This is a genomic window from Pseudomonas sp. LY-1 (assembly GCF_053502595.1).
This window is the reverse complement of the sequence record NZ_CP094353.1, coordinates 1,565,555-1,589,577: the sequence shown is the minus strand read 5'-3', so window position 1 is coordinate 1,589,577 and position 24,023 is coordinate 1,565,555. Positions and strand designations below refer to the sequence as shown.

Here is a 24,023-nt window from a genome sequence, read left to right as displayed (position 1 = left end):
CCTTATGACGTAGCGGCGGGGTTGCTCGGGCCCTTGGCTTGCGCCGCCGGTTTCTCGGGGGCGGCCACGCGTTCGAGCTGGATATTGACGCGCCGATTGCGCGCGCGGTTGGCGGCATTGGTATTGGGCGCCAAGGGGTAGCTTTCGCCGTGGAAACGCATGGTGATCTGCGATTCCGGCACGCCGTTGGCCTTGAAGTAGTCCATCACCGCCAATGCGCGACGGCGCGAGACATCGCGATTGGTCAGGCGATTGCCGCTGTTGTCGGAGTGACCGTTCAATTCGATATGGTTGACCGTCGGATCGGCCTTCATGAATTCGACGATCACCGCCAGCTTGCGCTTGGCCGCTGCGTCCAGCTCGATACCGCCACCGGGGAAGCCGACTTCGGTCTGCTTGACCTGATCGTAATTCATCGGCAGCAGCTTGGCGGTACACAGTTGATAGTCGTTGTAGGCTTTGTTGAATTTCACCGGCAACAGACGAATTTCCGAATAGCCGCCTTCACGCCCGTAATGCCGCACGGTCGGGCTGCGCCCCTCGAGCAGGCCATTGAACAGGCGCCCGGCCTGGGCCTGGGAACTGTTGAACAAGACCTCGCCACTGCCGGCACGCACGGCGCCGAGGTTGATATCGCCGCGGCCCGGTTGCCATGGCGCAGCCGCCGCCAGCAGGGTCGCCGATCCTGCGCCGAGCAAGCCGTTAAAGGCTTTCAGACGGAATGTCGCCTGCTCGCCGGCCCGGCGCACGAACTCACCCGAGCCGAAATCGGTGATCGGCTGGGTCAAGCGGCACTCGAATTTGTCGCCCTCCACCTTCCACTCAATATTCTCCAGACGTGTCTGGAACGTGAGGGCCATCGCAGGCAGGCTGGCGAACACACTGAGCAGGGCTAGATAATGCTGGCGCACGGGAGGCTCCACTGGTTTCTACAACACTTCAAAGCGTCATACATCGTTAAGGCATACCAAAGGCTATCGGATGCATCCGGCAAAACTTGATAGCGAGTGCCTGCAAGAGTCTTTTCCGGTAGCATTCCCACCAGATTGACCCGCCTGGAATCCCCAATGTCCGACCGCCTGACCCTGCTGCGTCCCGACGACTGGCATATTCATCTTCGCGATGGTGCTGCGTTGCCCCACACCGTGGCCGATGTTGCGCGCACGTTTGGCCGCGCCATCATCATGCCTAACCTGGTACCTCCGGTGCGTAATGCCGCGCAGGCCGACGCCTATCGCCAGCGCATCCTCGCTGTACGGCCGGCCGGCAGCCGCTTCGAACCGCTGATGGTGCTCTACCTGACCGACCGCACCCAGCCCGACGAAATCCGCGAGGCCAAGGCCAGCGGTTTCGTACACGCCGCCAAGCTGTATCCGGCGGGCGCAACCACCAACTCCGACTCCGGCGTGACCAGTATCGACAAGATCCTGCCGGCGATCGAAGCGATGGCCGAAGTCGGCATGCCGCTGTTGATCCACGGTGAAGTCACCCGCGGCGATGTCGACGTGTTCGATCGCGAGAAGATCTTCATCGACGAGCATATGCGCCGGGTGGTCGAGCTGTTTCCGACCCTCAAGGTGGTGTTCGAACACATCACCACGGCCGATGCGGTGCAGTTCGTCACCGAGGCCTCGGCCAACGTTGGCGCGACCATCACCGCCCATCACCTGCTCTACAACCGCAACCACATGCTGGTGGGCGGGATTCGGCCGCACTTCTATTGCCTGCCGATTCTCAAGCGCAACACCCATCAGGTGGCCCTGCTGGACGCTGCGACCAGCGGCAACCCGAAGTTCTTCCTCGGCACCGACTCGGCGCCCCACGCCCAGCATGCCAAGGAAGCGGCCTGCGGTTGTGCCGGTTGCTACACCGCCTATGCGGCGATCGAGCTGTACGCCGAAGCGTTCGACCAACGCAACGCCCTGGACAAACTCGAAGGCTTCGCCAGCCTCAACGGCCCGCGTTTCTACGGGCTGCCGGCGAATACCGACCGCATCACCCTGGTCCGTGAAGACTGGACTGCCCCCGTCAGCCTGCCGTTTGGCGAGCTGACTGTTATCCCGCTGCGCGCCGGTGAAACACTGCGCTGGCGCCTGCTGGAGGAAAGCAAGTGAGTGAAGACCATTACGATGACGAACACGAGCACAGCGGTGGCGGTTCCCGTCACCCGATGGCCGAGCGGTTTCGCGGCTATCTGCCGGTCGTCATCGACGTAGAAACCGGTGGCTTCAACTGCGCCACCGACGCGCTGCTGGAAATCGCCGCGACCACCATCGGCATGGACGAACAGGGTTTTGTGTTCGCGGAACACACCCACTTCTTCCGCGTCGAGCCGTTCGAAGGCGCCAATATCGAAGCCGCGGCCCTGGAATTCACCGGGATCAAGCTCGATCACCCACTGCGCATGGCGGTGAGTGAAGAAGCTGCGCTGACCGATATCTTCCGTGGCGTGCGCAAGGCGTTGAAGGCCAATGGCTGCAAACGCGCGATCCTGGTGGGGCACAACAGCAGCTTCGACCTGGGCTTCCTGAATGCCGCCGTGGCGCGGCTGGACATGAAGCGCAACCCGTTCCACCCGTTCTCCAGCTTCGACACCGCTACGCTCGCCGGCCTGGCTTATGGCCAGACCGTATTGGCCAAAGCCTGCCAGGCCGCCGGTATCGACTTTGACGGTCGCGAAGCCCACTCGGCGCGCTATGACACCGAAAAGACCGCCGAGCTGTTCTGCGGCATCGTCAACCGTTGGAAACAGATGGGCGGCTGGGAAGACTTCAACGACTGAAGTGGAATCCCACACATAAAAATCTATGGTCACCCCCATTTTTGCAATACTGATTAACGGGTGGTGTGGTTGGCTTGCTTAAATCTATCCGGCGTCTGTTTGGGGCATGCCCCAGCGCCACGATGAGAGTCGCGCCTGACGATCCTTAAAAACCGGTCGGCTTCTGAAGCCGATTTTTATGTCAGGATCTTCGCCAGGCCGGTGTGCCGTTCACATCATCTGTTGTTCAGCTATCGCAAAACCTGAAGGGTGAATCGTGGTACTGCAACAACTGCAGGGTCAGGCATTCAAAGCGTCTGGCCCTGCTTCATATTGCGTATGGCGAGCGGCTATCGCCCAAGCGATACGCGCCAGTTTGTTAGCCAGGGCACAGGCCACGACATTTGAATGTCGTCGACTGAGCAAGGTTTTAACCCAGTCAGCCAGAGCGCCTTTCTGGTGATCCAGCCTCTGCATATAGACCCTGGAACACTGCACCAACAGTTGTCGCAGATGCTTGTCACCCCGCTTGCTGATCCCCAGCAGATTGGCCTTGCCGCCCGTGCTGTACTGCCTGGGCACTAAGCCAACGGAGGCGGCAAAGTCGCGACCGCATCGGTACTGTTTACCATCGCCCATCTCCACAGCCAGCAGGCTGGCGGTGATCGGGCCGACACACGGCATGCTCAGCAAACGACTGCCCAGATCATCGTTGGCCAGTTGGCCCGCCAGTTCTTTATCCAGCGCTTTGATTTGCTCATCCAGATAGACGAAGTGATCGTGCAGGCGCTGCAATAAGACCGTCAGACGAACGGGTAATTCGTGCTCGGCCAAAACGCTCGCCAAACGCTTCATGATGGCCAATCCCTTGGGCAGGCTGATTCCAAACTCCAACAGAAAACCGTGCATCTGATTAGCCGTTTTGGTGCGGTCATGCACCAACGATTCGCGCATCCGATGCAGCACAGACAGGGTTTGCTGGGATTCGGTTTTAGGCGTAACGAAGCGCATGGATGGGCGGGAAGCGGCTTCACAGATCGCCTCAGCGTCGACGAAGTCATTTTTGTTGCCCTTGACGAAGGGCTTAACGAACTGCGAGGAAATCAGCTTGGCCGTGTGTCCCATCGCCATCAGTTGGCGAGCGACAAAATGCGACCCTGCACAGGCCTCCATCACCACGACACAGCTCGGCACATTGCCGAAAAACTGCATCATCTGCGCTCGTGAGCATTTTTTGCGAAACACCTCGCGGCCCGACTTATCCTGGCCGTGCAGGTGGAAAGTATGTTTGCCGAGATCGATACCGATCAGTGCTGACTCGCTCATGATGATGGCCTCCGAAAACAAAACACCCCGTGAAAGCGTAGCCCTCACAGGGTGTTGGGGGTTACCATCTCATTAACCGGCCTTCTCAGGCCGATTTTTTTTACCGCAAACGTGGCTTACAGCTTGCCGGCGTTCTCGGTCAGGTAGGCTGCAACGCCTTCTGGCGAAGCGTTCATGCCTTTGTCGCCTTTTTTCCAGTTGGCAGGGCAGACTTCGCCGTGCTCTTCGTGGAATTGCAGCGCGTCGACCAGACGGATCAGCTCTTCCATGTTACGGCCCAGCGGCAGGTCGTTGATGATCTGCGAGCGCACAACGCCCTTGTCATCGATCAGGAACGCGCCACGGAACGCCACGCCGCCTTCGGACTCAACGTCGTAGGCCTTGGCGATGTCGTGCTTCATGTCGGCAGCCATGGTGTATTTGACTTTGCCGATGCCGCCATCGTTGATGGCAGTGTTGCGCCAGGCGTTGTGGGTGAAATGGGAGTCGATGGAAACCGCGACCACTTCAACGTTACGCGCCTTGAAATCGTCCATGCGGTGGTCCAGAGCGATCAGCTCCGAAGGGCAGACGAAAGTGAAGTCCAGCGGGTAGAAGAACACCAGGCCGTATTTGCCTTTGATGGCTTCAGACAGCTTGAAGCTGTCAACGATTTCGCCAGTGCCGAGAACGGCAGGTACGTCGAAATCCGGGGCTTGTTTGCCGACGAGTACGCTCATTGGATATCTCCTGATGCAGGGGTGACGATTGAAGTAAAAGGACCGGCCTTGAGTCTGCCGCGCATAAGCGACAAGCCTGTGACGCAGTCACGCTTCGTGAAGACCGACCATCATACACTGAAAAAACCGTTCGTCAGCGCACAGGCAAAGTCGCGGCCCAGCACGGCAAAACTACTTTGACAATCATTCTCGTTAACATTAAGATCCATCGCACTTAAGCCTTAAACCCGCGATGGTTCTCCCTTATGTATGTCTGCCTCTGCACTGGCGTCACCGACGGACAAATCCGCGAAGCAATCTACGAAGGTTGCTGCAGCTACAAGGAAGTGCGTGAAACGACCGGCGTTGCCAGCCAATGTGGCAAATGTGCTTGCCTCGCCAAGCAAGTGGTACGGGAAACCCTGACGCAGCTGCAAACAGCTCAGGTCGCGCTGCCCTATTCAGCAGAATTTACACACGCCTGAATCAACGTATTTTAAAGAGCCGGACTTAGTGTCCGGCTTTTTTATGCCCGCAATTCAATTAGTTAGGGCCAAGACGCGGAACATAAACATTCTTATTCAGATTAATTTTCATTTATTATTCAATAACTTAGGTTTGACACTCAGGGGCTCGCCACGCAGACTCCTGCTTATATACCGCGAATAAAGGGCAGGACCCCAATCATGAAAGGCGACATCTCAGTCATCCAGCAACTCAACAAAATCCTTGGCAATGAACTGGTCGCGATCAATCAGTACTTTCTGCATGCGCGCATGTATGACGATTGGGGCCTGGAAAAGCTGGGCAAGCGTGAGTACAAGGAATCGATCAAAGCCATGAAGGACGCCGATGCCCTGATCAAGCGCATCCTGTTCCTGGAAGGCCTGCCGAACGTACAGGACCTGGGCAAGCTGAACATCGGCGAGCACACCCACGAAATGATCAGCAGCGACCTAGGCTTCGAACGCAAGAGCCACAGCGAGCTCAAGGCCGCCATCGCTCACTGCGAAGTGACCAAGGACTTCGGCAGCCGCGAACTGCTGGAAGATATCCTGGAAGACCAGGAAGAACATATCGACTGGCTGGAAACCCAACTGGGCCTGATCGACAAGGTCAGCCTGGAGAACTACCTGCAATCGCAGATGGGTGAATAACCCCTTATTCACGGTAGGCGCGAGTTTGCTCGCGAAAAACTCAAGGGCCCCGCATTCCATCAGGGGGCCCGCGTTATCGTTGACGTTCTTCGCGAGCAAGCTCGCTCCTACAGATGAAGTACAAAAAAGCCCCGCTCTCGTATGAGAAGCGGGGCTTTTTGTTGCAGGCCAATCAAGCTTCAGTCTGGGCTGCCGCTTTTACCGCTGCGTCTTTGACCAACGTCTGCAACTCACCGTTCTCGAACATTTCACTGATGATATCGCTGCCGCCGACCAGCTCACCGGCTACCCACAGTTGCGGGAAAGTCGGCCAGTTAGCGTACTTCGGCAGGTTCGCGCGAATTTCCGGGTTTTGCAGGATATCCACATAAGCGAATTTCTCGCCACATTTCATGATGGCTTGGGACGCTTTCGCGGAGAAGCCGCACTGCGGGGCATTGGGAGAGCCCTTCATGTAAAGCAGAATGGTGTTGTTGGCAATCTGCTCTTTGATCGTTTCGATGATATCCATGGAACACCTCGGCTGGAACTTTGCGACTCACAGGTCGGCACGGTGGCGCATTGTAACGCAAAATCCCAGCGTGGTGCTCGGAGACCTTATGCCGCAGCTACGTGGACCGGCACGCCGTTCAGCGCGGCATTGCCCGACAACTCATCCAACTGCCGCTCGTCGGTCAGGTCGTTCGCGCTGGCACCCGGTTGACGGCTGGCGATCGTCATCTGCACGCCCGGACGCCCGTGGCCCCAACCATGCGGCAGGCTGACCACGCCTGGCATCATGTCCAGGCTGGCCGCGACCTCGACCTCGATCATGCCGATGCGCGAACTGACCTTCACCCGCTGCCCGTCGCTCAATTGGCGGCGGGCCAGATCCTCCGGATGCATGAGCAGTTGGTGCCGGGGCTTGCCCTTCACCAGGCGGTGATAGTTATGCATCCAGGAATTGTTGCTGCGCACATGGCGGCGGCCGATCAACAGCAATTCGTCGGCCGGTGGCAGCGGTTGCGCCGCGAAGCGCGCGAGGTCCGCCAGAATCACGGCCGGCGCGGCCTGTACCCGGCCATTCGCGGTTTTCAGGCGCGCGACGAGATTGGGCGTCAGGGGCCCCAGGTCCACGCCGTGGGGGTGTTCGGCGAGCATTGCCACCGACAATTGGTGGCTGGAAGCATCGCCATACACGCCGGCGCGCAGGCCGAAGTCGATCATCTGCGCCGGTGGCAGGGTCGGCTTGAGCGCAACCCCGGTGTGCGCGGCAAACGCCTTGGCCAGGCCGACGAAGATCTCCCAGTCGTGCAGCGCGCCGTCAGGCTTGGGCAGGATCGCACGATTGAAACGGCTGACATTGCGCACCGCGAACATATTGAAGGTGGTGTCGTAGTGATCGTTTTCCAGCGCCGAGGTGGACGGCAGGATCAGGTCGGCATAACGCGTCGTCTCGTTGATGTAGAGATCGACGCTGACCATGAATTCCAGCCCATCCAGGGCCTGCTCCAACTGGCGACCATTCGGCGTCGATAGCACCGGATTGCCGGCCACGGTGACCAGGGCGCGGATCTGTCCTTCACCTTCGGTGAGCATTTCTTCCGCCAACGCCGACACCGGCAACTCGCCACCGTACTCCGGACGCCCCGACACACGACTCTGCCAACGATTGAAATGCCCGCCGGAGGTGGAGGCCACCAGGTCCACCGCTGGCGTGGTACACAAGGCGCCGCCTGGACGATCCAGGTTACCGGTGACCAGATTGATCAATTGCACCAGCCAATGGCACAGCGTGCCGAATGCCTGGGTCGAAACGCCCATGCGCCCGTAACACACGGCCCTGTCCGCCGCGGCAAAATCCCGCGCCAGCTGGCGGATCTGCTCGGCAGGCAGCGCGCACTGGCGGCTCATGGCCTCGGCGGTAAACCCGGCGATTGCGCGGCGCACGTCGTCCAGGCCGTCGACTGGCAAGTGACTGGCACGGGTCAGGTTTTCGGCAAACAACGTGTTGAGCAGTCCGAACAGCAACGCGGCGTCGCCACCGGGCCGTACAAACAGGTGCTGATCGGCAATCGCCGCCGTCTCGCTGCGCCGCGGGTCGACCACCACCACTTTGCCGCCCCGGGCCTGGATGGCCTTGAGGCGCTTCTCCACGTCGGGCACGGTCATGATGCTGCCGTTGGACGCCAGCGGGTTGCCGCCGAGGATCAGCATGAAGTCGGTGTGGTCGATATCCGGAATCGGCAACAACAGGCCATGGCCGTACATCAGATGGCTGCTGAGGTGATGAGGCAACTGGTCGACCGACGTCGCGGAAAACCGGTTGCGTGTTTTGAGCAGGCCAAGGAAGTAATTGCTGTGGGTCATCAGCCCGTAGTTATGCACGCTGGGATTGCCCTGGTACACCGCCACTGAATTCTGTCCGTAGCGAGCCTGGATGCCCGCCAGTTTTTCGGCCACCAGCGCGAAGGCGTCTTCCCACGCAATCGGTTGCCATTCGCTACCCACCCGCAACATGGGTTGGTGCAGGCGGTCCGGGTCATTCTGGATATCCTGCAACGCCACTGCCTTGGGGCAGATATGCCCGCGACTGAAGGTGTCCAGTGGGTCGCCCTTGATCGACGTGATCGCCAGGCTGCCGTCTTCGGCTTGGGTGGTTTCCAGGGTCAGGCCACAGATGGCTTCGCACAGATGGCAGGCACGGTGGTGGAGAGTCTTGGTCATGGCCAGTCTCTTTATTAGGGCTTTGGCCTGACTATGGGCCGCGACTGCGGCGGGCACCAGCAACGTTCGTCGCGTGAATCGAAGGGCATCAGGCCAGGCCATGGGCAAGCGTGAGAAAATGTTTCAAAACCTGCCGAAGTGCCCCTGAAACCGACGCAGCCTGGCCTGGCCCCGCCCTCGCGGATTGCAAAAGGTCGCAGGGCCAGTGTACAAATGACCTGCTGCTGTCAGGAAATCGTCTTCAAAAGCGCTCTCGCGCCTGTCTGAACACCCCTAAACACCGTAGCCCTATTGGTAAGACGCGACATTTAATTATAAGATCGCGCCTTCCCCTATTTCGTCGCCCCGTGCGGCTTTCGCCGCAGGTCTCGCCCGTTTTCACAATAAACAAGGCTTTGAGTATCTGCGGTCTGTTGCAAAAAGGTAGTTAATGATGAGCGCAAGGCACTTTCTCTCCCTGATGGATTGCACGCCCGAAGAGCTGGTCAGCGTGATCCGTCGAGGCATTGAGCTTAAAGACCTGCGTAACCGCGGCGTACTGTTCGAGCCTTTGAAAAACCGCGTACTCGGGATGATTTTCGAGAAATCGTCGACCCGCACCCGCTTGTCCTTCGAGGCCGGCATGATCCAGTTGGGTGGCCAGGCCATCTTCCTGTCGCCGCGTGACACCCAGTTGGGCCGTGGCGAGCCAATCAGCGATTGCGCGATTGTCATGTCGCGCATGCTCGATGCGGTGATGATCCGGACCTTTGCCCACAGCACCCTGACCGAATTTTCCGCGAACTCCCGGGTACCGGTGATCAACGGCCTGTCCGATGACCTGCACCCGTGCCAGTTGCTGGCCGACATGCAAACCTTCCTCGAGCACCGTGGCTCGATCCAGGGCAAGACCGTGGCCTGGATCGGCGACGGCAACAACATGTGCAACAGTTATATAGAAGCGGCGATCCAGTTCGACTTCCACCTGCGCATCGCCTGCCCGGAAGGCTTCGAGCCGTCCGCCGAATTCCTGGCCAAAGCCGATGGTCGCGTGCAGATCCTGCGTGATCCAAAAGACGCGGTAGTCGGCGCGCACCTGGTAAGCACCGATGTCTGGACCTCCATGGGCCAGGAAGACGAAACCGCCAAGCGCCTGAAGCTGTTTGCACCGTTCCAGGTCACCCGCGCCCTGCTCGACCTGGCCGCGCCGGACGTGCTGTTCATGCACTGCCTGCCTGCCCACCGTGGCGAAGAAATCAGCCTCGATCTGCTCGACGACCCGCGTTCGGTCGCCTGGGACCAGGCAGAAAACCGTCTGCATGCACAAAAGGCCCTGCTCGAATTTCTGGTCGAACCGGCGTACCACCACGCATGAGCAAGCCATTACTGCTGAACCTGCGCAATCTGGCATGCGGCTATCAAGATCAGCGGGTGGTACAGAACCTGAACCTGCACCTCAACGCCGGCGACATCGGTTGCCTGCTCGGCTCCTCGGGGTGCGGCAAGACCACCACCCTGCGTGCGATCGCAGGGTTCGAACCGGTACACGAAGGCGAAATCAGCCTGGCCGGCGAAGTCATCTCCAGTGCAGGGTTCACCCTGGCGCCGGAGAAACGTCGCATCGGCATGGTGTTCCAGGACTACGCGCTGTTTCCCCACCTGAGCGTGGCCGACAACATCGCCTTTGGCATTCGCAAGCACCCGCAGAAAGACCGCGTGGTCGCCGAATTGCTGGAGCTGGTCAACCTGAAGAACCTGGGCAAGCGTTTCCCCCACGAGCTGTCCGGTGGTCAGCAACAACGCGTGGCCCTCGCCCGTGCCTTGGCGCCGGAGCCGCAATTGTTGCTGCTCGACGAACCCTTCTCCAACCTCGATGGCGAGCTGCGACGCAAGCTCAGCCATGAGGTGCGCGAGATTCTCAAGGCACGTGGCACCAGTGCGATCCTGGTGACCCATGACCAGGAAGAAGCATTTGCCGTGAGTGACCACGTCGGCGTGTTCAAGGAAGGTCGCCTGGAGCAGTGGGATACGCCCTACAACCTCTATCACGAACCGCTCACACCCTACGTCGCAAGCTTTGTCGGCCAGGGCTATTTCATCCGTGGCCAATTGTGTACGCCGGAATCGGTCAGCACCGAGCTCGGCGACCTGCGCGGCAACCGCGCGTATAGCTGGCCGTCAGGTGGCGCCGTGGATGTATTGCTGCGCCCGGACGACATCGTCTACGCACCGGACAGCGCGTTGAAAGCGCGGATCGTCGGCAAGACGTTCCTCGGCGCCTCGACCTTGTACCGCCTGCAACTGCCGACGGGTGCCCAGTTGGAGTCGATCTTCCCCAGCCACGCCGACCATCAGGTCGGTGCAGACGTGGGGATCCGCGTCGCCGTCGAACACCTGGTGCTGTTCCGGGCTTCCGGCAGCACGGCGGCGCAGATTCCGCACACCGATTCGGGTGTGCGGCGCTACAGCCCGGCCAACTGAAGAAACCCGCTCCAGCCTTCGAACTCAGGCCCGGCCGATCGGCGCGAACGTGGCCTGGGTATGCTCGGCCAGAACCGCTGCGGACAACTCCACTTCCAGCCCCCGTCTCCCGGCGCTGACAAAAATCGTCGGGAACGGCTGCGCGGTAATATCAATAAAGGTGCGCAAACGCTTTTTCTGTCCCAGCGGGCTGATCCCACCCAGCAGATAGCCAGTGGAACGCTGCGCCGCCGCCGGGTCGGCCATCTCGACTTTTTTCACCCCGGCGGCGTGCGCCAGGGCTTTCAAGTCCAGACTTCCGACGACCGGCACCACCGCCACCAATAATTCACCCTTCTCGCTGCTCGCCAGCAAGGTCTTGAACACCTGCGCCGGGTCCAGACCCAACTTTTCCGCGGCCTCCAGGCCATACGATGCAGCTTTGGGATCGTGTTCATAACTGTGAATGCGATGTTCGGCGCGAACTTTTTTCAACAAATCCAATGCAGGGGTCATGGACGCTCCAGGCGTGGCAAACGGATGGCCAATTCTAGGCCAAGCCCACACAAAACGCTCTAGTACGCCCCTCACTCATGGCAATACTTACTGTGGCGAGCGTGATTATTCATCAAACCTATAGTTCGAAAATGACTGATAGTTCACTTTCGACCTTTGACAGCAGTCATTCTTGTCTATATTTTTTCGTTTCCGAATACTGTACGAATACATCCGCAGCATTCCAGCAGTAAGCCGTGCCCGGGATGGGGATCCTCGACACGGTGAAAATCGCGCAAGGCCCGTTGAGGCCAGACGCCAGACAAGAACAACAAATTGAGGTTTTCCATGACAACTGCACTTCAACAGCCTTCACTTTCGAGCCAATGCATGGCCGAATTCCTGGGGACTGCGCTTCTGATCTTCTTCGGTACAGGTTGTGTCGCTGCGCTCAAGGTCGCGGGTGCCAGCTTTGGCTTATGGGAAATCAGTATCATCTGGGGGATCGGCGTAAGCATGGCGATCTACCTGAGCGCGGGCATCTCCGGGGCACATCTGAACCCGGCGGTCAGCATCGCCCTGTGTCTCTTTGCCGATTTCGACAAGCGCAAACTGCCCTTCTATATCCTCGCCCAAGTCGCCGGCGCCTTCTGCTCCGCGGCCCTGGTGTACACGCTCTACAGCAACCTGTTTTTCGATTACGAACAAACCCACCATCTGGTGCGCGGTACCCAGGCCAGCCTGGAACTGGCCTCGGTATTCTCGACTTATCCCCATGCACTGCTGAGCACGGCCCAGGCCTTCCTGGTGGAAATGGTCATCACCGCGATTCTGATGGGCGTGATCATGGCCCTGACCGACGATAACAACGGCCTGCCACGCGGCCCGTTGGCACCGCTGCTGATCGGCTTGCTGATCGCGGTGATTGGCAGCGCGATGGGCCCGCTGACCGGCTTTGCGATGAACCCGGCACGGGATTTCGGGCCCAAGCTGATGACCTTTTTCGCCGGTTGGGGTGAAATGGCCTTTACTGGCGGGCGTGATATTCCCTACTTCCTGGTGCCGATTTTCGCACCGATTGTCGGTGCATGCCTGGGGGCTGCAGCGTATCGCGGGCTGATTGCCCGTCACCTACCAAGCGCCGCACCCGCTGTCGCCGAAACCGAAGACAGCGCCATCAACGGCAACACCCGTATTTCCTGATAGCCGGCCTGGTCCACCCTGCCCCTTCGTGGCCCAGGCGGCTTACCCACTTCCTTATTTCTCGTCCAAGGCAATCGACATGACCGACATTCAGAATAAGAACTACATCATTGCCCTCGATCAGGGCACCACCAGTTCCCGGGCGATCATCTTCGATCGTGACGCCAACGTGGTCTGCACCGCCCAACGTGAGTTCGCCCAGCATTACCCGCAAGCGGGCTGGGTCGAACATGACCCGATGGAAATCTTCGCGACCCAGAGCGCGGTGATGGTCGAAGCCCTGGCCCAGGCCGGCCTGCACCATGACCAGGTCGCCGCCATCGGCATCACCAACCAGCGCGAAACCACCGTGGTCTGGGACAAAGTCACCGGCCGCCCGATCTACAACGCCATCGTTTGGCAGTGCCGCCGCAGCACCGAGATCTGCCAGCAGCTCAAGCGTGATGGCCACGAGCAATACATCAGCGACACCACCGGCCTGGTCACCGACCCGTACTTCTCCGGCACCAAGCTCAAGTGGATTCTCGATAACGTCGAAGGCAGCCGCGAACGTGCGCGCAACGGCGAGCTGCTGTTCGGCACCATCGACAGCTGGCTGATCTGGAAATTCACCGGCGGCAAGACCCACGTCACCGACTACACCAACGCCTCGCGCACCATGCTCTTCAACATCCACACCCTGGAGTGGGACGCGAAGATGCTGGACATCCTCGATGTGCCGCGGGAAATGCTGCCGGAAGTGAAATCGTCGTCGGAAATCTACGGCCGCACCAAGAGTGGCATTGCCATCGGCGGCATCGCCGGTGACCAGCAGGCCGCGCTGTTCGGCCAGATGTGCGTGGAACCGGGCCAAGCCAAGAACACCTATGGCACCGGTTGCTTCCTGCTGATGAACACCGGCGACAAAGCGGTGAAATCCAAGCACGGCATGCTCACCACCATCGCCTGCGGCCCGCGTGGCGAAGTGGCCTACGCCCTGGAAGGCGCCGTGTTCAACGGTGGTTCCACCGTACAGTGGCTGCGCGACGAGCTGAAAATCATCAACGACGCCCACGACACCGAATACTTCGCCGGCAAGGTCAAGGACAGCAACGGCGTGTACCTGGTGCCCGCGTTCACCGGCCTGGGCGCGCCGTATTGGGACCCGTATGCCCGTGGCGCGTTGTTCGGCCTGACCCGTGGCGTGCGCGTGGATCACATTATTCGTGCAGCTCTGGAGTCGATTGCCTACCAGACGCGCGACGTATTGGACGCGATGCAGCAGGACTCCGGCGAACGCCTTAAATCCCTGCGCGTGGACGGCGGCGCGGTGGCCAACAACTTCCTGATGCAGTTCCAGGCCGATATCCTCGGCACCCAGGTCGAACGCCCGCAAATGCGCGAAACCACGGCACTCGGCGCCGCCTACCTGGCGGGCCTGGCCTGCGGCTTCTGGGGCAGCCTGGAGGAATTGCGCGGCAAAGCGGTGATCGAGCGCGAATTCGAACCCCAGCTCGAAGAAGCGGCCAAGGAGAAACTCTACGCCGGCTGGCAAAAAGCGGTGAGCCGCACCCGTGATTGGGAACCTCACGAAGGCGCTGAATAAGCCCTTCGCCGGAACCACTTAGGGTTGTAACTGGCAGGGAGCAGATTCCTGCGTCATCATGGGCCACTTTTGTATGGCAGCCCAAAGGACGCCCAATGAATCTGCCTCCCCGCCAGCAACAAATCCTCGAACTGGTCCGCGAACGCGGCTACGTCAGTATCGAGGAAATGGCGCAGTTGTTCGTTGTCACCCCGCAAACCATCCGCCGCGATATCAACCAGCTGGCGGACGCCAACCTGTTGCGCCGCTACCACGGCGGCGCAGCCTATGATTCCAGCGTCGAAAACACCGCATACGCCATGCGGGCCGACCAGATGCGCGACGAGAAACAGCGCATCGGCGAAGCGATCGCCGCACAAATCCCCGACCATGCCTCGCTGTTCATCAACATCGGCACCACCACCGAATCCATCGCCCGTGCGTTGCTCAACCACAATCACCTGAAAATCATCACCAACAACCTCAACGTCGCCACCATGCTCAGCGCCAAGGACGACTTCGACGTACTGCTGACTGGCGGGAGTGTGCGACGTGACGGCGGCGTGGTGGGCCAGGCCAGCGTCGACTTTATCAACCAGTTCAAGGTCGATTTCGCCCTGGTCGGCATCAGCGGTATCGATGAAGACGGCAGCCTGCTCGACTTCGACTACCAGGAAGTGCGGGTTTCCCAGGCGATCATCGCCAATGCGCGCAAGGTGATCCTGGCGGCTGACTCGAGCAAATTCGGGCGCAATGCCATGATTCGCCTGGGCCCGATCAGCCTGGTGGACTGCCTGGTGACTGACCAGCAGCCGGTGCCAGCGCTGGTGCAGTTGTTGAACCAGCATAAGGTTCGGCTGGAAGTCGTCTAGCGTCTGCACTGATGCTATCGGGGGCAAGCCCCCTCCCACACTTTGATGTGTGAACCCATTCAAATGTGGGAGGGGGCTTGCCCCCGATAGCAATTGATCCAGCCCCATTTCCTTGAGCCTTCCCCAGGCACATGTTCACAAATTTTCCTTTTCTCGCCCTTCGATGAGTTTTTTCAATCGAAGTCGGGTGGCTGTGGGCGCGTTTATCAGCTACCATTTTCGGAAATGAACATTAATGTTCGATTTCCAATACGAAAAGATCGCGAGGCCAGCCGATGAACCCTTCCACCTTGCCTGCTCCACCGCTTGCCGAAGTCTATGACGTTGCCGTAATCGGTGGCGGGATCAATGGCGTCGGCATCGCAGCAGACGCAGCCGGGCGCGGGTTGTCGGTATTCCTTTGCGAAAAGGACGACCTGGCCAGCCACACGTCCTCCGCCAGCAGCAAGCTGATCCACGGCGGCCTGCGTTACCTCGAACATTACGAATTCCGCCTGGTGCGCGAAGCCCTGGCCGAACGCGAAGTCCTGCTGGCCAAGGCCCCGCACATCGTCAAGCAGATGCGCTTTGTGTTGCCGCACCGCCCGCACCTGCGTCCGGCGTGGATGATCCGCGCCGGCCTGTTCCTGTATGACCACCTGGGCAAGCGCGAAAAGCTCGCCGGTTCGAAAAGTCTCAAGTTCGGCCCCGACAGCCCGCTGAAAAGCGAAATCACCAAAGGCTTCGAATATTCCGACTGCTGGGTCGATGACGCCCGCCTGGTGGTGCTCAACGCCATGGCCGCGCGTGAAAAAGGCGCACACATCCACACCCAAACCCGCTGCGTCAGCGCGTACCGCAGCAAGGGCCTGTGGGAAATGAACATGGAACGCACCGACGGCAGCCTGTTCTCGATCCGCGCCAAGGCGCTGGTGAATGCCGCCGGGCCGTGGGTCGCCAAATTCATCAAGGAAGACTTGAAGCTGGATTCGCCCTACGGCATCCGCCTGATCCAGGGCAGCCACCTGATCGTGCCGAAACTGTACGAAGGCGCCCACGCGCACATCCTGCAGAACGAAGACCAGCGCATCGTGTTCACGATTCCATACCTGGACCACCTGACCATCATCGGCACCACCGACCGCGAATACACCGGCGATCCGGCGAAAGTGGCGATCACCGAAGGTGAAACCGACTACATGCTCAAGGTGGTCAACGCTCACTTCAAGAAGCAACTGAGCCGCGACGACATCGTCCACACCTACTCTGGCGTGCGCCCGCTGTGCAACGATGAGTCGGACAACCCGTCGGCCATCACCCGCGACTACACCCTGTCGCTCTCCGGCGGCGCTGGCGAGGCGCCGATCCTGTCGGTGTTCGGCGGCAAACTGACCACCTACCGCAAACTCGCCGAGTCGGCGATGGCTCACCTGGCGCCCTATTTCACACAGATGCGCCCAAGCTGGACCGCCACCGCCAGCCTGCCGGGCGGCGAAGACATGAGCACGCCGGAAGCCCTCGCTGCGGCCATCCGTACCCAGTTCAACTGGGTGCCAAGCGAGATCGCACGGCGCTGGTCCACCACCTACGGCAGCCGCACCTGGCGCCTGCTCGAAGGCGTGCAATCGCTGGCCGACCTCGGCGACCACCTCGGTGGCGGCCTGTATACCCGCGAAGTCGACTACCTGTGCGCCGAAGAATGGGCGACCCAACCCGAGGACGTGCTGTGGCGCCGTACCAAGCTTGGCCTGTTCACCACCCCGGAAGAACAGGCCAATGTGCGGCGTTATCTGTCCAAGGTTGAGCATAACCGCAGCAAGATCCAGGCGGCCTGACAGACCGCTCGTACAAAAGCCCCTGCGCCGTAAGGCCCAGGGGCTTTTTCATATCGGTTCAGCCATTCGGTTTTCCGAACACCATTCCCCTGCGCGATTCGGTTTGCCGGACCTGGCCGTTATAAATCCTCGCTCATAAAAAGTTAATTCCTATATAAATCATATAGTTAACCTTTTACTCGTGGACTGGCACGACTCATGCTCTACACTTCAGGACGATTGCCTGAGATGCCTCAGGAGCCGTCACGGGCATTCGCTGTATAAGAGAGCCGCTTAACCGGCTTCATAAAAAAAACAAATGTCGAGGAAGTATTGATGCGCATCGTTCCCCATATTTTGGGCGCAGCTATCGCTGCCGCTCTGATCAGCACTCCAGTTTTCGCCGCCGAACTCACCGGCACGCTGAAAAAAATCAACGACTCGGGCACCATCACCCTTGGGCACCGCGACAGCTCCATTCCGTTTTCCTACATCGCGGATGGTTCGGGTAAACCGGTGGGCTACTCCCACGACATTCAGCTGGCTATCGTCGAAGCCCTGAAAAAAGACCTGAACAAGCCCCAACTGCAGGCCAAGTACAACCTGGTCACTTCCCAGACCCGTATCCCGTTGGTGCAGAACGGCACCGTGGACATCGAGTGCGGTTCCACCACCAACAACGCCGAGCGCGCCCAGCAAGTGGCGTTCACCACCAATATCTTCGAAATCGGCACCCGCCTGCTGGTCAAGAAAGACAAGGATGGCAAGCCGTCCTATAGCGACTTCGCCGACCTCAAAGGCAAAAACGTCGTGACCACCGCCGGCACCACGTCCGAGCGCATCATCAAGGCGATGAACGCCGACAAGCAGATGGGCATGAACGTCATCTCCGCCAAAGACCACGGCGAGTCCTTCCAGATGCTGGAAAGCGGCCGCGCCGTTGCCTTCATGATGGACGACGCCCTGCTGGCCGGTGAAGAAGCCAAGGCCAAGAAGCCGAATGACTGGGTTATCACTGGTACTCCGCAGTCCTTCGAAGCCTACGCCTGCATGGTTCGCAAAGAAGATCCTGCGTTCAAGAAAGCCGTGGATGACGCCATCGTCGCGCTCTACAAATCCGGTGAAATCAACAAGATTTATAGCAAGTGGTTCGAAAGCCCGATCCCACCAAAAGGCCTGAACCTGAACTTCCCGATGAGCGACAAGGTCAAGGAACTGATCGCCAATCCGAGCGATAAGCCTGCGCCTGACGTAAAAATCTGATTTCTGGCTAACCTTATCTCCTGAGGGAGCCACTCCTCCCTCAGGCGTCTGTTACTACCTGCTGGCTATATTTTGGAACACTCGACCGGGCGGTTTTCGAGCCGATCGTGTGTGCCTGGCGTTCACCGTCAGGCGGGAACGGATTTTCCCCAAGCGGGTGCTTGTACATCGATCGATCTCGAGGGGAGACCCTAATGAATTACAACTGGGACTGGGGCGTGTTCTTCAAGTCCACCGGCGTTGGCAGCGAGACTTATCTCGACTGGTACATCGCCGGCCTGGGCTGGACCATTGCCATCGCCGTCGTGGCATGGATCATCGCCTTGCTGCTGGGCTCCATGCTGGGGGTCATGCGTACCGTGCCAAACCGTATCGTATCGGGCATCGCCACCTGCTACGTGGAACTGTTTCGCAACGTGCCGCTGCTGGTGCAGCTGTTCATCTGGTACTTCCTGATACCCGACCTGCTGCCGCAAAACCTGCAGGACTGGTACAAGCAAGACCTGAACCCGACCACCTCGGCCTACCTGAGCGTTGTGGTGTGCCTGGGCCTGTTCACCGCCGCCCGTGTCTGCGAGCAGGTACGCACCGGCATCCAGGCGCTGCCGCGTGGCCAGGAAGCCGCCGCCCGCGCCATGGGTTTCAAGCTGCCGCAGATCTACTGGAACGTGCTGCTGCCGCAGGCTTACCGGATCATCATTCCGCCGCTCACCTCGGAATTCCTCAACGTGTTCAAGAACTCCTCCGTGGCGTCCTTGATCGGCCTGATGGAATTGCTGGCGCAAACCAAGCAGACCGCCGAATTCTCGGCCAACCTGTTTGAAGCCTTCACCCTGGCCACGCTGATCTACTTCACCCTGAACATGAGCCTGATGTTGCTGATGCGCCTGGTCGAGAAGAAAGTCGCAGTGCCCGGCCTGATCTCCGTGGGGGGTAAATAATGGAATTCGATTTCAGCGGCATCATCCCCGCCATCCCCGGCCTGTGGAACGGCATGGTCATGACCTTGCAGTTGATGGTCATGGGCGTGGTCGGCGGTATTGTCCTCGGCACGATCCTGGCGTTGATGCGCCTGTCGTCCAGCAAGTTGCTGTCACGCCTGGCCGGCGCCTACGTGAACTATTTCCGCTCGATCCCGTTGCTGCTGGTCATCACCTGGTTCTACCTGGCGGTGCCCTTCGTGCTGCGCTGGATCACCGGCGAAGACACGCCGATCGGTGCATTCGCCTCCTGCGTCGTGGCCTTCATGATGTTCGAGGCCGCGTACTTCTGTGAAATCGTGCGGGCCGGCGTGCAATCGATCCCCAAGGGCCAGATGGCGGCCGCGCAGGCCATGGGCATGACTTACGGTCAGACCATGCGCCTGATCATCCTGCCCCAGGCGTTCCGCAAGATGACCCCGTTGCTGCTGCAACAGAGCATCATCCTGTTCCAGGACACCTCGCTGGTCTACACCGTGGGCCTGGTGGATTTCCTCAACTCCGCCCGCTCCAACGGCGACATCATCGGCCGCTCCAATGAGTTCCTGATCTTCGCCGGTGTCGTCTACTTCATCATCAGCTTTTCCGCCTCGCTGCTGGTCAAGCGTCTGCAAAAAAGGTTTGCCGTATGATCTCTATCAAAAACGTCAACAAGTGGTATGGCGACTTCCAGGTGCTGACCGATTGCAGCACCGAGGTTAAAAAAGGCGAAGTGATCGTGGTGTGCGGGCCGTCCGGCTCGGGTAAATCCACCCTGATCAAGTGCGTCAACGCGCTGGAACCGTTCCAGAAAGGCGACGTGATCGTCGACGGCACGTCCATCGCCGACCCGAAGACCAACCTGCCGAAACTGCGCTCGCGCGTCGGCATGGTGTTCCAGCACTTCGAGCTGTTCCCGCACCTGACCATCACCGAAAACCTGACCATCGCGCAGATCAAGGTGCTCGGCCGCAGCAAGGAAGAAGCCACCAAGAAGGGCCTGCAACTGCTTGATCGCGTCGGCCTGTCGGCGCACGCCCACAAGCACCCTGGCCAGCTTTCCGGTGGCCAGCAGCAACGTGTGGCGATTGCCCGCGCCCTCGCCATGGACCCGATCGTCATGCTGTTCGACGAACCGACCTCGGCCCTCGACCCGGAAATGGTCAACGAAGTGCTGGACGTGATGGTGCAACTGGCCCAGGAAGGCATGACCATGATGTGCGTGACCCACGAAATGGGCTTCGCCCGCAAAGTGGCCGACCGCGTGATCTTCATGGACGCCGGCAAGATCATCGAAGACTGCCCGAAAGAAGAGTTCTTCGGCGACATCAGCGCCCGCTCCGAACGCGCGCAGCACTTCCTCGAGAAAATCCTGCAGCACTAAAAAAGCCACAGCTTGCTCCTCCTGTAGGAGCGAGCTTGCTCGCGAAAAACGGCAACGATGAAGCGCACATCCTGGATGAACGCGGTGCCCTTGGTTTTTTCGCGAGCAAGCTCGCTCCTACAGGAAGGGGTGAGCGGTAGCTGACCCAAGGCATCTGTGATGAAATGCGACCCCAACCTCTATCGCGCCGCGCCGCCATCACTTGCCGTGAAGCCTCGTCTGATCCGCCAACTGCTCCTGCCGCCGTTGATCATCGCCCTGATGATCGGCCTGGGTTATATCGGCTTCTGGATCAGTGAGTACTATGGCATCCGCACCCTCAGCGATACCGGCGAACGCCAGCTGGAGCTGCATGCCCGCACCGTCGAAAGCGAACTGAGCAAATACACGTACCTGCCCAGCCTCCTGGAACTCGAATCCAGCGTGTCCACGCTGCTGGCCGAGCCGAACCAGGACACCCGCAAGACCGTCAACGACTACCTCGAAGGCCTGAACCGACGCAGCCGCAGTCGGGCCATCTATGTGATGGACACCACCGGCCGCGTACTGGCCACCAGCAACTGGCGCGATGCCGACAGCTACCAGGGTGAAGACCTGTCCTTCCGCGCCTATTTCCAGAACGCCGTGCGCGGCCAGCCCGGGCGTTTCTATGGCATCGGTAGCACCAATGGCGAACCCGGCTACTACCTGGCCCACGGCCTGGAAGAGCACGGCAAGATCATTGGCGTCGCCGTGGTCAAGGTCCGCCTCGAAGCCCTGGAGGAACGCTGGAAACGCGCGCGTCTCGAAGCGTTTGTCAGCGACGAGAACGGCATCATCATCCTTTCCAGCGACCCGGCCCGCCGCCTCAAGGCGGTGCGCCCCCTGAGCGATGAGACCAAGGACCGCCTGGCGCACAGCCTGCAATATTACTGGGCGACGCTGAACGAGCTGGAGCCCCTGGCCCGCGAGCGCCTCAACGAAGGCACGGAAAAACTGACCTTTCCGGCCAACAGTGAAGTGGTGGCCGATGAGCACGAAGTCAGCTACCTGGCCCAGACCCGGCCGCTGAGCGACACGCCGTGGAATTTCACCCTGCTCACCCCGCTCAACGACCTGCGCCGTGCAGCGATCAACCAGGGCATCCTGGTGGCCGTCGCCTTTGGCCTGGTGGCGCTCCTGCTGATTGCCTGGAACGAACGACGCAAAGTCATCGCCACCCGCCTCGCCGCCCGGGAAGCCTTGCAGGAAGCCAACAGCCAGCTGGAACGCCGGATTGCCGAACGCACCGCCGACCTGCGCGCGAGCAACGAGCGCCTCAAGGGGCAGATTCGCGAACGCCGCCAGGCCGAGGAAACCCTGCGCCGCGCCCAGGATGAGCTGGTGCAGGCGGGCAAACTGGCGGCCATCGGCCAGATGTCCACCAGCATCGCCCACGAATTGAACCAGCCCCTCGCCGCGTTGCGCACGTTGTCCGGCAATACCGTGCGCTTCCTCGAACGCGGCGCGCTGGATACCGCCAGCGCCAACCTCAAGACCATCAACGAATTGATCGACCGCATGGGCCGCATCACCGCCAGCCTGCGCTCCTTCGCGCGGCGCGGCGACGACCAGGGCGAAGCCAACCTGGGCAAGGCCGTGGATGCCGCGTTCCAAGTGCTCGGCGCGCGTCTCGACAGCCTGCCGCTGACGCTGCACCGCGACTTTGCCCCGGCCCAATTGCAGATAGACCAGACGCGCCTGGAGCAGATCCTGGTCAATCTGATCGGCAACGCCCTCGATGCCATGCAAGCACAACCGGCGCCGGAGCTGTGGCTGGAAGGCCATGAAGCCGACGGCAAATATCGCCTGCAGGTGCGCGACAACGGGCATGGCATCGACCCCGAGGCGCGCAAGCATCTGTTCGAACCGTTCTTCACCACCAAACCCGGCGAGCAAGGCCTGGGCCTTGGCCTTACGTTGTCCGCCAGCCTGGCCGCGGCCACCGGCGGCAACCTCGCCGTGGAGCATCCCGTCGGTGGTGGTACTGCCTTTGTCCTGAGCCTGCCGCTGGTGGGCGCTCAAACAGCCGAGTCGTCATGAACGTAGAAAAAAACCCTGACCTCACCGTCCTGATCGTCGAAGACGACCCCCACGTGCTGCTCGGCTGCCAGCAAGCCCTGGCACTGGAAGACATCCCCAGCGTCGGCGTGGGCAGTGCCGAAGAGGCGCTCAAGCGCATCGGCGAGAACTTTGCCGGCATCGTCATCAGCGATATCCGCCTGCCGGGTATCGACGGCCTGGAACTGCTCACCCGCCTCAAGGCCCTGGATAAAAGCCTGCCGGTGGTATTGATTACCGGGCACGGCGATATTTCCATGGCGGTCGGCGCAATGCGTAACGGCGCCTATGACTTCATGGAAAAACCCTTCTCTCCCGAGCGCCTGGTCGACGTCGCGCGCCGCGCCCTGGAACAGCGCGGGCTGGCACGGGAAGTCTGGGCCCTGCGCCGCCAGTTGGCCGAGCGCGACTCCCTGGAAGGACGCATCATCGGCCGCTCGCCGGCAATGCAAAACCTGCGCGAATTGATCGCCAACGTCGCGGATACCTCGGCCAACGTGCTGATCGAAGGCGAGACCGGCACCGGCAAGGAACTGGTCGCGCGGTGCCTGCATGATTTCAGCCGACGCCACGCCCACCCATTCGTCGCGCTGAACTGCGGCGGCCTGCCGGAGAACCTGTTCGAAAGCGAGATTTTCGGCCACGAAGCCAACGCCTTTACCGGCGCCGGCAAACGTCGGATCGGCAAGATCGAGCACGCCCACGAAGGCACGCTGTTTCTCGATGAAGTGGAAAGCATGCCGATCAACCTGCAGATCAAGCTGCTGCGCGTGTTGCAGGAACGCACCCTCGAACGCCTGGGTTCGAACCAGAGCGTGGCGGTGGATTGCCGGGTGATCGCTGCCACCAAATCCGACCTCGACGAATTGAGCCGCGCCAGCCAGTTCCGTAGCGACCTGTACTACCGCCTCAACGTCGTGACCCTGGAACTGCCGCCTTTGCGCGAACGCCGCGAAGACATCCTGCAACTGTTCGAACACTTCCTGCAGCAATCATCCCTGCGCTTCGACCGCAGCGTGCCGGACCTCGACAACCAGACCCTGTCCAACCTGATGAGCCACGACTGGCCAGGCAACGTGCGTGAACTGCGCAACGTCGCCGAGCGCTTCGCCCTGGGCCTGCCCGCCTTCAAGAAAAGCGGCGCCAGCAGCGGCAGCCAGGGCCTGGCCTTCACCGAAGCGGTGGAAGCCTTCGAACGCAACCTGCTCAACGACGCGCTGCAACGCAGCGGCGGCAACCTGACCCAGGCCAGCCAGGAACTGGGAATGGCCAAGACCACCCTGTTCGACAAGGTCAAGAAATACGGTTTGAGCCACTGAGGAAC

22 protein-coding genes are annotated in these 24,023 nt (G+C 60.3%); 16 read left to right on the top strand and 6 right to left on the bottom strand.

The features are described from left to right. Window positions 1-2: 2 nt before the first annotated feature. A complete protein-coding gene (locus MOQ67_RS07150) occupies window positions 3-911 on the bottom strand; it encodes a flagellar protein MotY (RefSeq protein WP_017844625.1) in 909 nt (302 codons plus the stop codon). Between the two features lie 156 nt (window positions 912-1,067). Here MOQ67_RS07150 and pyrC point away from each other — a divergent pair, with 156 nt between their 5' ends. Together pyrC and rnt are read left to right on the top strand one after the other, a co-directional pair. Next, on the top strand, window positions 1,068-2,114 hold the full coding sequence (gene pyrC, locus MOQ67_RS07145) for a dihydroorotase (RefSeq protein ID WP_017844624.1): 1,047 nt from the start codon (window positions 1,068-1,070) through the stop codon (window positions 2,112-2,114). Continuing rightward, window positions 2,111-2,782 (top strand): ribonuclease T, encoded by a 672-nt coding sequence (gene rnt, locus MOQ67_RS07140; RefSeq protein WP_017844623.1) that lies wholly within the window; start codon window positions 2,111-2,113, stop codon window positions 2,780-2,782. The genes pyrC and rnt overlap by 4 nt, the downstream gene beginning before the upstream one ends. A gap of 279 nt (window positions 2,783-3,061) precedes the next feature. Here the strand turns inward: rnt and MOQ67_RS07135 are convergent, their stop codons facing one another. Together MOQ67_RS07135 and MOQ67_RS07130 are read right to left on the bottom strand one after the other, a co-directional pair. Further along, the gene (locus MOQ67_RS07135) at window positions 3,062-4,087 is read right to left on the bottom strand and encodes an IS110 family transposase (RefSeq protein ID WP_448675806.1); all 1,026 of its coding nucleotides are present in this window, start codon (window positions 4,085-4,087) and stop codon (window positions 3,062-3,064) included. Between the two features lie 116 nt (window positions 4,088-4,203). Further along, a complete protein-coding gene (locus MOQ67_RS07130) occupies window positions 4,204-4,806 on the bottom strand; it encodes a peroxiredoxin (protein ID WP_017844622.1) in 603 nt (200 codons plus the stop codon). 245 nt (window positions 4,807-5,051) lie between these two features. Here MOQ67_RS07130 and MOQ67_RS07125 point away from each other — a divergent pair, with 245 nt between their 5' ends. Further along, complete coding sequence (locus MOQ67_RS07125; RefSeq protein WP_026139755.1) at window positions 5,052-5,270, top strand: bacterioferritin-associated ferredoxin; 219 nt, start codon at window positions 5,052-5,054, stop codon at window positions 5,268-5,270. Between the two features lie 201 nt (window positions 5,271-5,471). Then, entirely contained in the window at window positions 5,472-5,942 is a 471-nt protein-coding gene (bfr, locus tag MOQ67_RS07120; protein ID WP_017844621.1) for a bacterioferritin, read from the top strand. Between the two features lie 172 nt (window positions 5,943-6,114). On the opposite strand, the gene grxD is transcribed toward bfr, so the two are convergent. After that, on the bottom strand, window positions 6,115-6,453 hold the full coding sequence (gene grxD / locus MOQ67_RS07115) for a Grx4 family monothiol glutaredoxin (RefSeq protein WP_017844620.1): 339 nt from the start codon (window positions 6,451-6,453) through the stop codon (window positions 6,115-6,117). Between the two features lie 86 nt (window positions 6,454-6,539). Beyond that, a complete protein-coding gene (locus MOQ67_RS07110; RefSeq protein ID WP_198717937.1) occupies window positions 6,540-8,648 on the bottom strand; it encodes a molybdopterin oxidoreductase family protein in 2,109 nt (702 codons plus the stop codon). Window positions 8,649-9,081: 433 nt separating this feature from the next. Here MOQ67_RS07110 and argF point away from each other — a divergent pair, with 433 nt between their 5' ends. Next, entirely contained in the window at window positions 9,082-10,002 is a 921-nt protein-coding gene (gene argF, locus MOQ67_RS07105; RefSeq protein ID WP_026139754.1) for an ornithine carbamoyltransferase, read from the top strand. Next, window positions 9,999-11,108 carry an ABC transporter ATP-binding protein gene (locus MOQ67_RS07100; RefSeq protein ID WP_017844617.1) on the top strand — a complete coding sequence of 370 codons (1,110 nt, stop codon included), beginning with the start codon at window positions 9,999-10,001 and terminating at the stop codon, window positions 11,106-11,108. Before argF ends, MOQ67_RS07100 begins: the two co-directional genes overlap by 4 nt. A 24-nt stretch (window positions 11,109-11,132) precedes the next feature. Here MOQ67_RS07100 and ybaK read toward each other — a convergent pair whose 3' ends face one another. Continuing rightward, window positions 11,133-11,603, bottom strand: a complete 471-nt coding sequence (ybaK, locus tag MOQ67_RS07095; RefSeq protein ID WP_017844616.1) for a Cys-tRNA(Pro) deacylase — start codon at window positions 11,601-11,603, stop codon at window positions 11,133-11,135. Between the two features lie 327 nt (window positions 11,604-11,930). On the opposite strand from ybaK, the gene MOQ67_RS07090 reads away from it, so the two are divergent. From MOQ67_RS07090 to MOQ67_RS07045, 10 genes are all read left to right on the top strand, one after another. Next, window positions 11,931-12,785 carry an MIP/aquaporin family protein gene (locus MOQ67_RS07090; RefSeq protein WP_198717938.1) on the top strand — a complete coding sequence of 285 codons (855 nt, stop codon included), beginning with the start codon at window positions 11,931-11,933 and terminating at the stop codon, window positions 12,783-12,785. Window positions 12,786-12,864: 79 nt separating this feature from the next. Next, window positions 12,865-14,370 carry a glycerol kinase GlpK gene (gene glpK, locus MOQ67_RS07085; RefSeq protein ID WP_017844614.1) on the top strand — a complete coding sequence of 502 codons (1,506 nt, stop codon included), beginning with the start codon at window positions 12,865-12,867 and terminating at the stop codon, window positions 14,368-14,370. A gap of 95 nt (window positions 14,371-14,465) precedes the next feature. After that, window positions 14,466-15,221, top strand: a complete 756-nt coding sequence (locus MOQ67_RS07080) for a DeoR/GlpR family transcriptional regulator (RefSeq protein WP_017844613.1) — start codon at window positions 14,466-14,468, stop codon at window positions 15,219-15,221. Between the two features lie 275 nt (window positions 15,222-15,496). Then, window positions 15,497-17,035, top strand: coding sequence for a glycerol-3-phosphate dehydrogenase (gene glpD, locus MOQ67_RS07075; protein WP_193040462.1), 1,539 nt, complete (start codon window positions 15,497-15,499; stop codon window positions 17,033-17,035). Window positions 17,036-17,350: 315 nt separating this feature from the next. Next, a complete protein-coding gene (locus MOQ67_RS07070; protein ID WP_017844611.1) occupies window positions 17,351-18,277 on the top strand; it encodes a glutamate/aspartate ABC transporter substrate-binding protein in 927 nt (308 codons plus the stop codon). 194 nt (window positions 18,278-18,471) lie between these two features. Beyond that, window positions 18,472-19,218: an amino acid ABC transporter permease gene (locus tag MOQ67_RS07065; protein ID WP_017844610.1), complete on the top strand. Its 747-nt coding sequence runs from the start codon at window positions 18,472-18,474 to the stop codon at window positions 19,216-19,218. Next, entirely contained in the window at window positions 19,218-19,889 is a 672-nt protein-coding gene (locus MOQ67_RS07060) for an ABC transporter permease subunit (RefSeq protein WP_017844609.1), read from the top strand. Before MOQ67_RS07065 ends, MOQ67_RS07060 begins: the two co-directional genes overlap by 1 nt. Continuing rightward, window positions 19,886-20,620, top strand: coding sequence for an amino acid ABC transporter ATP-binding protein (locus MOQ67_RS07055; RefSeq protein WP_017844608.1), 735 nt, complete (start codon window positions 19,886-19,888; stop codon window positions 20,618-20,620). The genes MOQ67_RS07060 and MOQ67_RS07055 overlap by 4 nt, the downstream gene beginning before the upstream one ends. A gap of 159 nt (window positions 20,621-20,779) precedes the next feature. After that, window positions 20,780-22,681, top strand: a complete 1,902-nt coding sequence (locus MOQ67_RS07050) for a two-component sensor histidine kinase AauS (RefSeq protein WP_198717939.1) — start codon at window positions 20,780-20,782, stop codon at window positions 22,679-22,681. Continuing rightward, window positions 22,678-24,018, top strand: a complete 1,341-nt coding sequence (locus tag MOQ67_RS07045) for a two-component response regulator AauR (RefSeq protein ID WP_017844606.1) — start codon at window positions 22,678-22,680, stop codon at window positions 24,016-24,018. Before MOQ67_RS07050 ends, MOQ67_RS07045 begins: the two co-directional genes overlap by 4 nt. Window positions 24,019-24,023 lie beyond the last annotated feature (5 nt).

Excerpts from the sequence above, each read along its gene's own strand:
- pyrC (WP_017844624.1), top strand. The coding sequence starts at position 1,068 with ATGTCCGACCGCCTGACCCTGCTGCGTCCCGACGACTGGCATATTCAT.
- MOQ67_RS07135 (WP_448675806.1), bottom strand. The coding sequence starts at position 4,087 with ATGAGCGAGTCAGCACTGATCGGTATCGATCTCGGCAAACATACTTTC.
- MOQ67_RS07130 (WP_017844622.1), bottom strand. The coding sequence starts at position 4,806 with ATGAGCGTACTCGTCGGCAAACAAGCCCCGGATTTCGACGTACCTGCC.
- MOQ67_RS07125 (WP_026139755.1), top strand. The coding sequence starts at position 5,052 with ATGTATGTCTGCCTCTGCACTGGCGTCACCGACGGACAAATCCGCGAA.
- bfr (WP_017844621.1), top strand. The coding sequence starts at position 5,472 with ATGAAAGGCGACATCTCAGTCATCCAGCAACTCAACAAAATCCTTGGC.
- grxD (WP_017844620.1), bottom strand. The coding sequence starts at position 6,453 with ATGGATATCATCGAAACGATCAAAGAGCAGATTGCCAACAACACCATT.
- MOQ67_RS07110 (WP_198717937.1), bottom strand. The coding sequence starts at position 8,648 with ATGACCAAGACTCTCCACCACCGTGCCTGCCATCTGTGCGAAGCCATC.
- argF (WP_026139754.1), top strand. The coding sequence starts at position 9,082 with ATGAGCGCAAGGCACTTTCTCTCCCTGATGGATTGCACGCCCGAAGAG.
- MOQ67_RS07100 (WP_017844617.1), top strand. The coding sequence starts at position 9,999 with ATGAGCAAGCCATTACTGCTGAACCTGCGCAATCTGGCATGCGGCTAT.
- ybaK (WP_017844616.1), bottom strand. The coding sequence starts at position 11,603 with ATGACCCCTGCATTGGATTTGTTGAAAAAAGTTCGCGCCGAACATCGC.
- MOQ67_RS07090 (WP_198717938.1), top strand. The coding sequence starts at position 11,931 with ATGACAACTGCACTTCAACAGCCTTCACTTTCGAGCCAATGCATGGCC.
- glpK (WP_017844614.1), top strand. The coding sequence starts at position 12,865 with ATGACCGACATTCAGAATAAGAACTACATCATTGCCCTCGATCAGGGC.
- MOQ67_RS07080 (WP_017844613.1), top strand. The coding sequence starts at position 14,466 with ATGAATCTGCCTCCCCGCCAGCAACAAATCCTCGAACTGGTCCGCGAA.
- glpD (WP_193040462.1), top strand. The coding sequence starts at position 15,497 with ATGAACCCTTCCACCTTGCCTGCTCCACCGCTTGCCGAAGTCTATGAC.
- MOQ67_RS07070 (WP_017844611.1), top strand. The coding sequence starts at position 17,351 with ATGCGCATCGTTCCCCATATTTTGGGCGCAGCTATCGCTGCCGCTCTG.
- MOQ67_RS07065 (WP_017844610.1), top strand. The coding sequence starts at position 18,472 with ATGAATTACAACTGGGACTGGGGCGTGTTCTTCAAGTCCACCGGCGTT.
- MOQ67_RS07060 (WP_017844609.1), top strand. The coding sequence starts at position 19,218 with ATGGAATTCGATTTCAGCGGCATCATCCCCGCCATCCCCGGCCTGTGG.
- MOQ67_RS07055 (WP_017844608.1), top strand. The coding sequence starts at position 19,886 with ATGATCTCTATCAAAAACGTCAACAAGTGGTATGGCGACTTCCAGGTG.
- MOQ67_RS07050 (WP_198717939.1), top strand. The coding sequence starts at position 20,780 with ATGAAATGCGACCCCAACCTCTATCGCGCCGCGCCGCCATCACTTGCC.
- MOQ67_RS07045 (WP_017844606.1), top strand. The coding sequence starts at position 22,678 with ATGAACGTAGAAAAAAACCCTGACCTCACCGTCCTGATCGTCGAAGAC.